Here is a 14,966-nt window from a genome sequence, read left to right as displayed (position 1 = left end):
ATGGTGATAATGTAAGATTTAAAATTGTTACTATAAAGGAAGGTGCACACTTTTTATGCTGAATAAAAGTAAATAATATTAAAAGGACTAGTTTTTCAGAGAAAAACATAACCCTGAGATACACTTAAAACAATATTTTAAAATTTAAACTTAAATATGAAGTTTACACACATTTAATTACATACTCCGGTTGATTTCTTATTTTGTGTTTTTACTCTTGGGTAAATATATTTCTAGTTTTTTACCATCCCAAGTTATCTTATCTATTAATTCATTTAAAAATCGTTTTTTTTCTTCGAAGCTTAGAATATCAACATTAGATGAAAAATCTGTTAATAACTGTACATATGAATCTATATTGATTTTTTTCAATAATGTAATCTCTTTGTTTTCTGTTATAGAAGCAAGTTCTTTTTTTATTTGATTTATTTTCTTATCAAACTCCTCAATTTGATTAATCAGGTACTTACTGGCTGAAGAATTTTGATTTTGTGAGATTTGTAAGGTTAGGTTAGATATATTGTGTTCATATAATTTCAACTCTTTTTCTAAGTCATCTTTTTTATTTACATTTTCTTTGTAAACACTATTAATACTCTGTTTATGATGATTTAATTTGTTATAGAGGTTACTTTGGTTTAGTGATATATTCTTTATCTTATCTATAACCATTTCATCAGCCATAGAGCCTAGCAAATTAGCTACATTACACCTAGTACCTTTTGACCTTTCTTTCATCAGACATCTGTAATAATAGTAGGTACCTGCTTTTCTTCTATATACACTTACTCTCATTTTTGAGCCACATTCTTTACATATCAATAAAGGTGTTATCAAACCAACGCTGCCTGTGTTTAAACGAGGAGCTTTTTTTGAGTTTTCTTCTAATAAATACTGAACTTTGACCCAATCATTAGATGGAATTACACCCTTATGTTTTCCTATAGCAATAATCCAATCTGATTTATCTCTTCTTATAGTTGAACTTTTTTTATTTTTAGTTTGTTTATTGTAGGTAAGTATTGAATATTTCCCATTAAAGTCTGATTTAGGAGAAGCTATATCACAATCATTTTCCTTAAAGTAATCATATACCAATTCATCAGCTACAACATATACGGCATTAGTAAGTATTGATTTAAGAGAGCTCTTATCAAAATTTTTATTATTCTTTGTTTTTATATTATTCTGTAGTGTAAAGCTTTCTAGTTTACTTAAGCTTTTTAATTCAATATATTTATTATATAAATTCTTAACCATATTTAATTCATCTTCTATAGGGGATAGCTTATACATTTTCTTTTTATTCATATCTAGATCATAGTAAACTATAGATTCACTCTTAAATCCAGTAGGAGTTTGACCTCCTAGCCATCTTCCTGATCTTGAAAGAGCTAGCATGTTATCTCTAATTCTTTCTGCTATAGTTTCCCTCTCTAGTTGAGCGAAAACAGACGCTATATACATCATAGCTCTTCCCATTGGAGTTGAAGTATCGAACTGTTCTTTAACAGAGATAAAAGATATATTATGGTTATTAAGAAGTTCTATAATACCAGAAAAATCACATATATTTCTACTTACACGGTCTAATCTATAGCATATTAATATATCGAACTTATTTTTTTTTGCATCTTCAATCATCAATTGAAATTTTGGTCTATTAGAATTTCCTCCTGAATAGCCTTCATCTTCATAAATAATAAACTCACAAGTATTAAATTTATTATTAATATGCTGCTTACATAAATCTATTTGATTTTGGATAGAATCTCCTTTTTCGGTAAGTTTTGACTTGCGAGAATAAATAGCAACTTTATACAGGTTAATCACCTCATTTGATATAAAAAACTTATATTAAATGAAATATTACGAAACTTAGAAAAATATGATTAGTTTTTTATGATTAGTTGAATAGGACAAGTGTTTTTATTAATAGCTTTTAGAGATAGGAGTGAGTTATATGAGTAAGAATATTGAGGTTGTATTAAATTATGAAGATAAAGAAAAAGTTAGAGAATTAATGGAAGATAGTTTGGTCCAAATTATTGTAGATAGAATGAATAAATTTCCAGAAGGAAATAGGGGGTATATATATGATGAGATTTTAGAAAGATTAAAAAAATCTCTTTAAAACAAAAAAGACTGATAAATTTTTCAGTCTTTTAAATTATCCTTGTTTAAATGTATGTAAATTTCTTTTTAATGTATAGATATCTTGTTTTGTTTGATATTCTTCATATTTTATAAAGTCAACATCCTCATATAATTACAAACACTTATTGAAATATGAAGTGTTTTTATACGAAGATACATACTTATAGTATATAATATTAATAAATAGATAAATTGGAGGTGTGTTTATGAAAGGCTTATTAGACCCTAAAATAGATTTCGTATTTAAAAATATATTCGGATCAAGTAAACATCCCAAAATACTAATATCATTTTTAAATGCGATACTTAAACCAAAGCATTTAATAAAAGATGTTGAAATACAAAATACAGATTTAGAAAAACACTTTGTAGAAGATAAATTTTCAAGACTTGATGTAAAGGCTACAACAAGTAATAATGAAATAATAAATATAGAGATACAGTTAAAGAATGAATACAACATGATAAAAAGAAGCCTTTATTATTGGAGCAAGTTGTATGAAGAACAACTTGGTGAAGGTGATAATTATTCTACTTTATCAAGAACTATATGTATAAATATCTTAAATTTCAAATACCTTAAAAATAGTAGATTTCATAATGGATACTTATTAAAAGAAAAGGAAACTAACGAAGAACTAACGGACATAATGGAGATACATTTTATAGAAATACCAAAGCTTGAGGAAAATAGTGATGAAAAGGATATGTTGGTTGCTTGGACTGAATTTTTAAAGAATCCTGAAAGTGAAAAGGTTAGAAAATTAGAGATGAGTATAGAAGAAATAAAAGAAGCAAAAGATGAACTTGTAAGGATTAGTAATGATGATGAACAAAGAATGATATACGAGATGAGATCTAAAATCTTAAAAGACAAGGTCAGTGCACTTAACAAAGCTAAAACGGAAGGAATACAACAAGGTATACAGCAAGGTATACAGCAAGGGATACAACAAGGATTAGAACAAGGATTACAGCAAGGCATAATGGAAACTGCTAAGAATTTATTAAAGCTTGGTATGGATATATCTTTGGTAAAAGAGGCTACAAAATTATCTGAAGGAGAAATAATTAATATAAAGGAAATATTAGAAAAAAATAATTAGATAAATCACAAAATTAAATGAAGTTTGATTATATAAATAGTATATTATAGGGTTAGCGCAGTTGGCATAATTAGTGGTAAAATTTGCTTTTACATATGAGATGCAACTGCTCCTCACATAGTAGACCCTAAAAATCCCGGTGCAGTAGATGAAATTATAAATCTAGGGGAGTATTGGGATCTTGAAAAGATAAAGGAAAATAGAGAAGACATACTAAATACTAATAAAGAAGTTGGAAGATTATTCACAAGATCATACAAGTTTTTGAAGGCGGCAGAGAGTATACTTAAAGACGTAGTTGTTAAGTATAAAGAAGCCATGGATTTTGGAAAGGTTAATGGCATAACTTTAGAGTTACTTGATGAGATATTAGGAAATGTGGAGTTTAAAGAAAAGGCGGGATACGAAAGACATTTATTTGGAACTGCCATAACTCCTAATGGTGTTATAGAACATACTGATACATTATTTAATGATGCAACTAATGTGTATTATATAAAAGGAGATATGGGAACGGGAAAATCTACACTACTTGAGAAAGTATATAAAAATGCTATACTGAAAGGTCTTGATGTAGAAGTTTATCATACGCCTTTAATCAAAGACAAAATTGAGACTATATGGATTAAAGATATCGATGTAGCTCTTACTGTAAGCGAGATGTTTAAAGAAAATAATCATAAGTTAGTTGATTTAGATAAGTGTGTAAATCATGATATATTGGATAAGTATAAAGATGAGTTAGCATATGATAAGGAATTGATAGAAAAACTATTAGAAGATGGTATAGAGAATATAAAAAGAGCTAAAAAAGAACATGATTTAATGGAAAAATATTATATCACTAATATGGATTTCGATAAGATAGAAAAATTAAAGGTTAAGATAAAAGAAAGAATACTTGAGTTTAAATAGGAAAAATACCTCCTTAGATTAGTAAGGAGGTATTTTTCTATAATGAGTAGATAATTATAAATTTTTGTTACGAATTTCAAAAAAGCCTACATTAAAAAATTTTCAAAGAAAGACTTTGTTATAGAGTATCTGGATCTTTTTCAAAATAGATTCTCTTACTTTGAATTGTATGATTTTTAATATAATCGTCTATTTCATCTAAACTATCATTTAATTTTTTGAACATTTCGTGGGGGATGTTGTAGTAAAGGTACAAATCCTCAAAATGCCTTCCTGTATCGGCAAATCTTTTGTTTGTATTTATAAATTTTTCAAAAATTGTAGAATTTGATGCATTTTCAAACTGTGTTATATCGTGTTTTATAACAGTTAGTATCTCATCTTTATTTGCGTATGTTCCTATATTCATAGGATATGGCGAAATTCTTTGCAGAAAGTAGTTGTTTACGTTATTTATATGATATACGTATTCAACATCAATATCTTTTACATTGAATTTAACATAACACATTATACCTTTTATTATCTTTACATGACCGCCCATTTGATTTAGAATCATCTCGTGTTGGGACATTTCTGTTTTAAGATAAGCTTGTTTCATAATAAAAGCCTCCTTTTAAATAATAAAATTATGTATTTAAATTTATAACTCTAAATATATAAAACGTTTATAATACTTATTATATTTATTATATTTCAAAAAATGAAAAAATCACACATAATTGTATAAAAATATAATTAAGTTTAATAAAAGGATTATAAGATATACAATTTGCTAAAAAAATGATAAAATTATATTCAAAATACAGTTTGAATAGGAGAAAAATGGTATGGCATTATTGTTTAGCGGTATAAACATAATTATATTATTGATAATAATGATTATTCCTGTTGCGGTTGGGTATTATGCAATAAAGTTTTTAAAAAATAAAGAGGAAAATAAAGATGAATTACTAGTAAGGATAGTTTTACTCGAGAAAAGAGTAAAAGAACTTGAAGATTATATAAATGATTCGGAGTAAATGGAGGGATATTGTATGAAGGGGACGGTTGTATCAACTTGGCTTAAGACATGCAGAAAAATGTATAATGACGATATTGTGGATAAAGCGATGCAGGATTGCAATGTGAGCAGCACAAAGACATTTTCACCTATTGAAGATGTTGATGATTCTATTGTATTTAATATAGTTAAGAATATAGCTAAAGAGGTTAATTTAGATGAAAAAAGTATATGGAAGAGCATAGGTATAGATAATATTGTTACTTTTACTAATGACTATCCAGCTTTTTTTAGACATGATACATTATATCAGTTTTTAAAGTCTATGAACGATGTACATAAAATAGTTGTAAAGAGAATCCCAGGAGCTAAGCCACCAGGACTTGATTTAACACCCATATCAAAGAATGAAGCTATATTTGTTTATAGATCAAAGAGAGGTATGTTTGATTACTTCTTAGGATTACTTGAAGGAGCAGCAAAGTATTATAATGAAAAAATACAGATAGAAGAAGTTGAAAAAAGTTCATCTGAGATTAAAATTAAGATAGTATTTCAAGAAAATATACATTTTAAAAAGACTTATAAAATAAATAAATTGATGTCTTTTGGATTTATAAAAGATATACATATAAAAACCTCTTTGTTATCTCTTTTAATATTTATATTGCTTAGCATGCCTGTTAATATAATGTTTAAAAATATAGGAACATATATATATCCTTTTATAGCATTTCTAAGTTTTACAGTAGGATCTAAAATTATGAATAAGCCTATGCAATTTATATTAGATGAATTTGAAAATCTTAAGGAGCATAACTATGCAGAAGGTGGAAAAATCATATCAAATGATATGTATGAAGATGTATATGATATATTTAATGAGTACAAGGACATAATAAGAAAAGATTTTGTAGGCTTTAAAGGTGTTACTGATGAAATGAATACTTTTAGCAAAACGTTGACTTCTATAGCTAATAAGATGGACTATACTTCAGAAGAAATATCTGGAATTGTTGAACAAGTTGCAACGGCAGCTATAACTCAAGCCGAAGAAACTGAGAATGCGGTGAGCTTATTAAATGATAATATAATGGGTATAAAAAATATATCTGAGATGGAGAATGAGAATAAAGAAGAGTTAGAAAAGTCTGTTGAGAGAATAGAACAAGGATATGTTCATGTTAAATCAACTACTGATAAATTAAATGACATATTAAAAAGCTTTGAAATGGTTAAGGAAAATAGTGTTAATCTTCAAAAGAAAGCAGAGAATATAACTGATATAGTATCTATAGTGGCGTCAATTGCATATCAGACTAATCTATTGGCACTTAATGCTTCTATAGAGGCTGCAAGGGCTGGGGAAATGGGAAAAGGATTTGCTGTTGTAGCAGAAGAGGTTAGAAAACTTGCAGAGCAATCTCAAGACGCAGTAAGTAATATAAATTCTAATTTATCTATGTTTATGGGAGAAATAGAAAAGTTGGTATTGGATGTTGGAACTGAGTTTGAGGTTCTTGAAGAAGAAAACCATAAATTAAATATGGCTGTATCAGAGAGTAGTATTGCTAACAATAAAATAAAGGATGTAGCTAAGAAAATGATAAAAACATCTGAACATCTTCAAAAAGAGACGGATTCTATATCGTCAATTTTTGAAAATATGGAATCATTAGCAGCAATAGCAGAAGAAAATTCAGCATCATCTCAAGAAGTGAGCTCTAGTGTAACAACTTATACAGAAGAAATAAAGAATCTTACTAAGAGTGTTTCTGAATTTAATGAAATTGTAGATAATTTTGGTGAAGATATAAATATATATAAAATATAAAGAAAATACACCTTTTATATAAAAGGTGTATTTTTTTAGGTTCAATTATAATAAATCTCAAACAATGACAATTAATACAAAGAATGTTAGAATATAGATAATTAAATGGGAATTGGGGGGGATTTAATTGAAAATCAAATGCAGTTCTATAAAGTTTAAATTTATAAGCGCTTTATTAATAATAGTACTTATAATAATAGCAATGTTAAGTTTTGTATCTATAAGAACTACACAAAAATCTATTAAACAGCAATTACAACAAGATGGAACGCAGCTTGCTAAAGAGATAATATTACAAATAGAAAATAATAATGAAACTATAAATAGTATAGATAAATTATTGGAAAACAATATGATGTCTATTTGTAATATAATTGCCAAGAGTGAATTGATATCTAATGATTATTTAGTTGAATTGGCTAAAAGCAGCAATGTTTCTGAAATAAACTTAGCAAATCAAGATGGTGTTATAATATATTCTAATTTAGATGAAAATTTAGGATTTGTATATCCAAAGGATCATGTTGTTTCTAAGTTAATTAATGGTAGTGAACATCAAATTGTGGAAAAAATAAGAAAAAGCTCAGTTTCAAATGATTATTACAAGTATTCAGCTATAAAGCTTGAAAATGGAAATATACTTCAAATAGGTATACTAGCCAATGAAATAGAATATATAAAAGATTCGGTGTCTAATCAGAAAATAATAGAAAAAATAGCAAAACAAGAAGGAATAGAATATATAACTATAATAGACAAAAAATTGACAGCTATAGCTCATAGTGATAAAGAAATAATAGGAGAAGTATTCACTGATAAAGGAAGCGAGGAAGCCGCAAAAAACGGAAATGAACACGCTTCGGAGTTTGAGTATAAACCAGGACTTTGGGTATATGATGTATTAGTACCTCTTTATAATAAAGGGAAACATATAGGCGCTGTTGACATAGGAATATCTATGAAGAATTTAGAAAGTGTAAAGAAACAGATGGTTATGAATACTATTATAGTAGCTTGTATTGCATTTGTACTTAGTGCGGGAATAATAATTTTATTGTTAAATAGACTGTTAAAACCATTAAACAAAGTTATGAAAGTATCTAATGAGGTAGCAGATGGAGATTTGACTAAAGTTATAGATATAAATAGTAGTAATGAGATAGGAATGCTTGCATCTAGCTTTAATAAGATGACCAATAACTTAAGAACTATGACTACAAAAATAAAAGAAACTACATCTAATATAACAGATTTTTCTCAAGAACTTCTTTTATCAACTGAACAAGCTACGGTTGTATCGGAACAAATAGCTATATCTACTCAAAGTATAGCATCTGGTTCAGAAAAACAATCTCAATCTACTGAAAAGGTATTAAACAATATAAAAGAAGTTGCAAGTGGGATGGATAATATAAAGAATGAGGTTAAAGATATCGTAGATAATGCTGATCATACAAGTGAATTAGCTATTCGAGGAAGAGAAAAAATGGTAGATATGGTGAATCAAATGAATACAATAAAAGAAAATGTTGGATATACATCTAGTGTGATGGAGGATCTTGAAAAAGCTTCAAAAGAAATTGAAGGGATATTACAGGTTATAAATAATATAGCAGATGAAACGAATCTGTTGGCTTTAAATGCAGCTATAGAGGCAGCCAGAGCAGGAGAAAGTGGCAGAGGATTTGCTGTGGTTTCTGATGAAATAAGAAAACTTGCAGATGAGTCAACTAAATCAGCAGATAAGATACAAACGTTAATATTATCAAATCAAGAAAATACTAAGAGGGCTATTGAAGTTATACAACAAGGATTAGAAGAAACAAATAAAGGAGAAATTATAGTAACTCAAGTAGGGGATTACTTAAAAGGTATATTAAATGGATTTGAAATAACAAAACAAAAATTATACAAGACTAATAAAAGTATCAATCTATCAAATGAAAAAGTTAAAAATATAGAAAGTGTGACACATGAAATAGAAGCTATAGCAATGGATTCGGTTGCTAGCACTGAAGAAGTTGCTGCATCTAGTGAACAACAATCAGCAAGTATACAAGAAATATCAGCTTCAGTACAAGAACTTTCTTGTAGGACTAGAGAACTTGAACTTATGGTTGAGCAATTTAGAGTTTAAAAAACACTCTTTTGGGACAAAAGTCCTAAAAGGGTGTTTTTTTAGTATGACTATAGTACTGTTTTGAAAATTTAAGTAAAAATATGTATAATTTGAATAAGTAAAAAATAAATAAAATGGAGAAATGTGTTATAATAATGGAGTAAAATGAATGAATTTGTTAAAAAATGTACTAAAATAATAAGATTGAAGGAGGATTTATGAAAATTAAATTTAATTTTAACTTGAATTCAATTAAAACAAAGATAACAGCAATTATATTATTAGTTATAATGACAATATTAACTATAAGTACCTATTTGTCTATTCAAACAATAGATGAATCTATGAAAAAACAGTTGAAAGAAGATGGACTAGGGTTAGTAAAAGAAATAACTTCTCAATTAGAACGAAATAGTAATGCAACAGAACAGATTGATAAATTGTTAGGAAATACAATAGTATCAGTGGCTTATATAATTGGAAGCAAGAATGATATATCAAATGAATATTTAAAACAAGTATGTGAAAAGACAGGAGTTTCTGAAATTGATGTAACTAATGAGGATGGGGTTATAATATACTCAAATTTAATTGAAAATATAGGTTATAAATATCCTGATACTCATGCAGTTAAACCTTTACTTGATGGAAGCACAGATAGAGTTGTAGAGGATATAAGAAAAAGTGAGGTTTCTGATGACTATTATAAATATGGAGCGACTAGATTATCAAACGGAGGCATAGTTCAAGTTGGTATAATAGCCAATAATATCGAAAAAATACAAAAATCTATGGATGTACAAAATGGAATAGATAAAATTGTAAAACAAGATAACATAGTATTTGCACTTTTTATAGATAAAAACTTAAAGGCTACGGCACATAGTGAAAAAGATAGAATAGGAATGCAACTATCCGATGAGGGAAGTATACAAGCTGCTAAAAATGGAGAGCAATATACATCGGAGTTTATGTATAAAGATACTATACCAGTGTACGATGTATTGATGCCTGTATATAATAATGGAGAGCATATAGGTGCGGTAGATATAGGTATATCTATGACAAATGTACATGCTGCTATTAGAAGTACAATGATAAAATCTATAATTGTAGCTATAATAACATTTGTTCTGAGTTCATTTATAATAATATTTATGCTTGGAAAAATGATAGATCCTATTCAAAAAGTAGTTCGAGTATCTAAAAAAGTATCAGATGGAGATTTAACTGAAAAAATAGATATAAAATCTAATGATGAAATTGGAGTATTAACTGAAGGATTTAATAATATGATAGATAATTTGAGCGGAATAACTAATAAAATCCAAGAGGTTACGCTTAGTGTATCATCTTTTTCGCAAGAATTATTAGCTTCAACAGAGCAAGCAGCTATGGTTTCTGAACAGATAGCTTTATCAACTCAAGATATAGCTCAGGGTTCAGAACAACAATCTTTGGCTACTAATAATGTATTGAATAATATACAAGAAGTTGGAACATCTATGGATTACATAAAAAATGAGATTGTAGATGTGGTTGACAATGCTAATGAAACTAGTAAATTAGCGCTTCAAGGTAGAGAAAAGATGAAGGACATGATAACACAAATGGATGTTATAAAAGAAAGTGTTGGGTATACATCTGATGTTATGACTGGTTTGGATAAAGCGTCAAAAGAGATAGGAGATATATTAGAGGTTATAAACAATATAGCAGATCAAACTAACTTATTAGCTTTAAACGCTGCTATTGAAGCGGCTAGAGCTGGAGAGAGTGGAAGAGGGTTCGCTGTTGTTGCAGATGAAATAAGAAAGCTTGCAGAGGAATCTATGAAATCATCTGATAAGATAAAGGATTTAATAATAGCTACTCAAGAAAATACTCAAAGAGCTAGTGTAGCCATAAATAAAGGGGCTGAAGAAACACAAAAAGGAGAAGCTATAGTAACAGAGGTATCAGATTATTTAGTACATATACTAGATGGATTTGATTTAACAAAGGAAAAGCTACTTATAACTAGCGAAAATATAGGGAATTCGACTGAAAAATCTCAGAAGGTTATGGAATTTGCTAGAGAAATAGAAGGTATCTCAATGGATGCGGTTGCTAATACAGAAGAGGTAGCAGCTTCTAGTCAAGAGCAATCTGCTACAATAAATGAAATAACAAGATCTGCTGAACAATTATCAAATATGGCTATAGAACTTGAGGAAGTAACAAAACAATTTAAACTAAATTAATATAAAAGAACTTGTGAGTATATTTATATACTTACAAGTTTTTTATTATAATGTGTTAATTTTGTTAAGTTTTTGTATAAATTAAAGAGAATTTGATGTATTATAATATTGAATAGTAAATCAAATTTGAGGAGTTAAAATTATGAAAAAATCCTATATACATATATTAATACTTTCTTTAGTGTTGGGAATGGGAGTTGGAATTCAATTTAAAAGTAATTACAATACAGTTGGAGAACTTTCTTTCTTTGATAAACAGATAATAGATAAGGTGAATAGAGTTAAACAGGAAAATAAAAAGTTAATAGTTAAGAAGGAGCAGTTAAACAATCAACTGGAGATATTAGAAGAAAATAAAATAGATGACCCATTAGGGAAAAGTATGAAAGAAAATATAGATAATCTAAAAATGACTTTAGGATATAAGGATGTTCAAGGCTCGGGTATGATAATAAAAATAGATACAAAAGAAGATATAAATTTAGGAGATTTGATGGAAACAAATAATTTTTTTGTCAGATTGATCAATCAAATAAAAAAGCATGGTGGAGAAGTTATATCCATAAATAATCAAAGAGTTAGTCAATATAGTGCTATTGCTTTAGCAGGAAGACATATAAACGTAAATTTTACGCCTATAGTTCAGCCTTATGAAATAAAGATTATAGGAAATACTGATACTTTAAATAAGTATGTAAATGATCCAAATGCAGAAATCGAGTATATGAGAAGCTATGGATTGGATATAGATATTAAGTCACATGATATGTTAATTATTGAAGGAATGCCACGAGAAAAAGAGTTAAAGCAGATAAATATAGATTAAATAACAAGGAGACTTGGTTATGGAATACAAAAAAATTAAATTAGGAGAAATTCTAATATCGGCAGGAAAGATAACGCAAGAACAATTGGAAAAAGCTTTAGAAGAACAAAAAAGTTCTAAAAAAAAATTAGGGCAAATATTAATAGACAATAACATCATAACAGAACAAGATATGATAGAAATACTAGAGTTTCAATTGGGAATACCACATATTAATTTAGAGAACTTTGTAATAGATGAAGAAGTTCCGTTATTAATATCAGAAAGCTTAGCAAGAAGGTATAAGTTAATTCCTATAAGAAAACAAAGAGGTAAGCTTATGGTAGCTATGGTAGATCCTCTTAATATATTTGCAATAGATGATGTCAAAATAGCTACAAGTATGGATATTGAGCCTTGTATATGCTCACAACATGATATATTAAATGCAATAGATAGATGTTATGGAAAAGAAATAGCTGAAAAGGCAATAGAAGATTTTAAAAAACAATATGAGGTAGATAACATAAATGATTTAGATGAAGCAATATTAAATGATATAAATAATGCCCCTGTTGTTAGGCTTGTAAATTCTATAATAAAGCAGGCAATAAAAGCGAAAGCAAGTGATATACATATTGAACCATTCGAAGAAAATGTTCGAATAAGATTTAGAGTAGACGGACAGCTTCAGGAAATTATGAATTCTGCAAAAACTACTCATTCAGCAATAGTCACAAGAATAAAAATAATGGGAAAAATGGATATTGCAGAAAAAAGAGTTCCGCAAGATGGTAGAATAGAGATCAGTATAGATGGAAAAGAAGTAGATCTTCGTATATCGGTGCTACCCACTGTATTTGGAGAAAAAATAGTTATAAGACTTTTGGACAGAAGTTCATTCTTACTTTCAAAGAGTCAGCTAGGTTTTACTGAGGGGAATTTAGGGAGATTTTATAAATTGATTGATAATCCTAATGGGATTATATTAATTACTGGTCCTACAGGAAGTGGTAAAACTACTACATTATATACAATATTAAGAGAATTAAATCAAATAAATAAGAATATAATTACAGTAGAGGACCCTGTAGAATATAAGCTTCATGGTATAAATCAGGTTCAAGTAAATAATAAAGCGGGATTAACTTTTGCAAATGGACTTAGATCAATACTTAGACAAGACCCGGATATTGTAATGATAGGAGAAATAAGAGATGCAGAAACTGCTCAAATTGCAGCAAGAGCAGCAATAACAGGACATCTTGTTATAAGCACAATGCATACTAATGATGCTCCATCTACAATAACTAGACTTATAGATATGGGAATACAACCGTACCTTATATCAGCATCTGTAGTTGGCTCGATAGCTCAAAGACTTGTTAGAAAAATATGTATTAACTGCAGAAAAGCATATACTCCTAGTGAAAAAGAAAAAGAGATACTTAATATAGGAGATAACACTAACCTTTATAGAGGTGAAGGGTGTGCACAATGCTATAATACAGGGTACAAAGGAAGAACTTCAATTCATGAAATAATGAATATGAGTAAAAATATAAGAGAATCAATAGATAATAATGAAGGTATAGATAAATTAAGAAAAGTAGCAATGGATGAGGGCATGGTTAATCTTAGAGATAATTGTAAAGAACTTGTACTCAATGGAACAACTACATTTGAAGAATTTATGACAGTTGCATACAATAATAATAATTAGGTGATAGATATGAATATATATGATTTACTTCAAAAAACAATAGAATTAGGTGCATCAGATCTTCATATAACGGTTGGATTTCAACCTGTTATGAGGATAAATGGAGAACTTAGTAAGTATGGTGAAGAGATATTGTTACCAGATGATAATTTGAATTTAGTAAAGCAAATATTAGATGAAGAAAAATTTCAAAAATTAGAAGAGAGAGGAGAATTAGATACATCAGTTTCATATCATAAATTAGGAAGATTCAGAGTAAATATATTTAAACAAAGAGGAACATATTGCATGGCTATAAGATCTGTAGCTTTAGAAATACCAAGTATGGAAAAATTAGGTCTTCCACCTGTTATAAAAGAACTAGCTAAAAAACAAAGAGGTCTTGTACTTGTAACAGGACCTACAGGTAGTGGAAAGTCAACAACACTAGCATCAATTATTGATTACATAAATAAAAACAAAAGTGCTCACATATTGACATTAGAAGATCCTATAGAATATCTTCACAGACATGATAAAAGTATAGTTAATCAAAGAGAAATAGGTACCGATTCTAAGTCGTTTTCAGATGCTTTAAGAGCATCTTTAAGACAGGATCCTGATGTAATATTAGTTGGAGAGATGAGAGATTTAGAAACAATATCAATAGCTCTAACAGCAGCAGAAACAGGACACTTAGTATTTTCAACACTTCATACTATAGGTGCTGCTAAAACTATAGATAGAATAATAGATGTTTTTCCATCACATCAACAGGATCAAATATTAGTACAATTATCTGCAGTTCTTGAAGGGGTTGTATCTCAACAATTGATTCAAAAAGAGGATGGCAGTGGAAGGATTGCAGCTCTTGAGGTGATGATAGCAACTACGGCAATAAGAAATCTTATAAGAGAAGGTAAAACACATCAAATACAAACATCCATACAAACAGGGACAAAATTTGGAATGCAGACTATGGATAATGAACTAAGGAACTTATATTTGAAAGGAATTATATCGAAAGAATCATTATTAACTTATGCAGTAGATAAGGATATGGTCAGTAGATATATATAGGG

At 28.4% G+C, this 14,966-nt stretch carries 12 protein-coding genes; 10 read left to right on the top strand and 2 right to left on the bottom strand.

Translation table 11 applies throughout. The features are described 5' to 3' along the window. Positions 1-198 precede the first annotated feature (198 nt). Positions 199-1,833 (bottom strand): recombinase family protein, encoded by a 1,635-nt coding sequence (locus WJW32_RS09930; RefSeq protein WP_340257843.1) that lies wholly within the window; start codon positions 1,831-1,833, stop codon positions 199-201. 130 nt (positions 1,834-1,963) lie between these two features. Between WJW32_RS09930 and WJW32_RS09925 the strand changes: the two genes are divergently transcribed. From WJW32_RS09925 to WJW32_RS09915, 3 genes are all read left to right on the top strand, one after another. Beyond that, positions 1,964-2,134 (top strand): hypothetical protein, encoded by a 171-nt coding sequence (locus tag WJW32_RS09925; protein ID WP_340257841.1) that lies wholly within the window; start codon positions 1,964-1,966, stop codon positions 2,132-2,134. A 229-nt stretch (positions 2,135-2,363) separates the two neighbouring features. After that, a complete protein-coding gene (locus tag WJW32_RS09920) occupies positions 2,364-3,263 on the top strand; it encodes an Rpn family recombination-promoting nuclease/putative transposase (RefSeq protein ID WP_340257839.1) in 900 nt (299 codons plus the stop codon). A gap of 264 nt (positions 3,264-3,527) precedes the next feature. Continuing rightward, positions 3,528-4,178, top strand: coding sequence for a hypothetical protein (locus WJW32_RS09915; protein WP_340257837.1), 651 nt, complete (start codon positions 3,528-3,530; stop codon positions 4,176-4,178). 118 nt (positions 4,179-4,296) lie between these two features. Here the strand turns inward: WJW32_RS09915 and WJW32_RS09910 are convergent, their stop codons facing one another. Continuing rightward, positions 4,297-4,779: a hypothetical protein gene (locus WJW32_RS09910; RefSeq protein WP_340257835.1), complete on the bottom strand. Its 483-nt coding sequence runs from the start codon at positions 4,777-4,779 to the stop codon at positions 4,297-4,299. 229 nt (positions 4,780-5,008) lie between these two features. On the opposite strand from WJW32_RS09910, the gene WJW32_RS09905 reads away from it, so the two are divergent. The 7 genes from WJW32_RS09905 (at position 5,009) to WJW32_RS09875 (ending at position 14,964) form a co-directional block, all read left to right on the top strand. Continuing rightward, positions 5,009-5,200 carry a hypothetical protein gene (locus WJW32_RS09905; protein ID WP_340257833.1) on the top strand — a complete coding sequence of 64 codons (192 nt, stop codon included), beginning with the start codon at positions 5,009-5,011 and terminating at the stop codon, positions 5,198-5,200. Positions 5,201-5,215: 15 nt separating this feature from the next. Next, the gene (locus WJW32_RS09900) at positions 5,216-7,015 is read left to right on the top strand and encodes a heme NO-binding domain-containing protein (RefSeq protein ID WP_340257831.1); all 1,800 of its coding nucleotides are present in this window, start codon (positions 5,216-5,218) and stop codon (positions 7,013-7,015) included. Positions 7,016-7,142: 127 nt separating this feature from the next. Further along, complete coding sequence (locus tag WJW32_RS09895) at positions 7,143-9,152, top strand: methyl-accepting chemotaxis protein (protein WP_340257829.1); 2,010 nt, start codon at positions 7,143-7,145, stop codon at positions 9,150-9,152. 200 nt (positions 9,153-9,352) lie between these two features. Beyond that, a complete protein-coding gene (locus WJW32_RS09890; protein WP_340257827.1) occupies positions 9,353-11,377 on the top strand; it encodes a methyl-accepting chemotaxis protein in 2,025 nt (674 codons plus the stop codon). A 142-nt stretch (positions 11,378-11,519) separates the two neighbouring features. Further along, a complete protein-coding gene (locus tag WJW32_RS09885) occupies positions 11,520-12,203 on the top strand; it encodes a DUF881 domain-containing protein (protein WP_340257826.1) in 684 nt (227 codons plus the stop codon). Between the two features lie 19 nt (positions 12,204-12,222). Next, the gene (locus tag WJW32_RS09880; protein WP_340257824.1) at positions 12,223-13,905 is read left to right on the top strand and encodes a GspE/PulE family protein; all 1,683 of its coding nucleotides are present in this window, start codon (positions 12,223-12,225) and stop codon (positions 13,903-13,905) included. Between the two features lie 9 nt (positions 13,906-13,914). Next, positions 13,915-14,964, top strand: a complete 1,050-nt coding sequence (locus WJW32_RS09875) for a type IV pilus twitching motility protein PilT (RefSeq protein WP_340257822.1) — start codon at positions 13,915-13,917, stop codon at positions 14,962-14,964. Positions 14,965-14,966: the final 2 nt, after the last annotated feature.

This window comes from Tepidibacter sp. Z1-5 (assembly GCF_037844525.1).
Classification (GTDB): Bacteria; Bacillota; Clostridia; order Peptostreptococcales; family Peptostreptococcaceae; genus Tepidibacter_A.
The sequence above is the reverse complement of the archived record's forward strand: the minus strand, read 5'-3'. Positions and strand labels throughout refer to the sequence as shown.

Coding starts and splice junctions, on each gene's coding strand:
- WJW32_RS09925 (WP_340257841.1), top strand. CDS start 1,964: ATGAGTAAGAATATTGAGGTTGTATTAAATTATGAAGATAAAGAAAAA.
- WJW32_RS09920 (WP_340257839.1), top strand. CDS start 2,364: ATGAAAGGCTTATTAGACCCTAAAATAGATTTCGTATTTAAAAATATA.
- WJW32_RS09910 (WP_340257835.1), bottom strand. CDS start 4,779: ATGAAACAAGCTTATCTTAAAACAGAAATGTCCCAACACGAGATGATT.
- WJW32_RS09905 (WP_340257833.1), top strand. CDS start 5,009: ATGGCATTATTGTTTAGCGGTATAAACATAATTATATTATTGATAATA.
- WJW32_RS09900 (WP_340257831.1), top strand. CDS start 5,216: ATGAAGGGGACGGTTGTATCAACTTGGCTTAAGACATGCAGAAAAATG.
- WJW32_RS09890 (WP_340257827.1), top strand. CDS start 9,353: ATGAAAATTAAATTTAATTTTAACTTGAATTCAATTAAAACAAAGATA.
- WJW32_RS09885 (WP_340257826.1), top strand. CDS start 11,520: ATGAAAAAATCCTATATACATATATTAATACTTTCTTTAGTGTTGGGA.
- WJW32_RS09880 (WP_340257824.1), top strand. CDS start 12,223: ATGGAATACAAAAAAATTAAATTAGGAGAAATTCTAATATCGGCAGGA.
- WJW32_RS09875 (WP_340257822.1), top strand. CDS start 13,915: ATGAATATATATGATTTACTTCAAAAAACAATAGAATTAGGTGCATCA.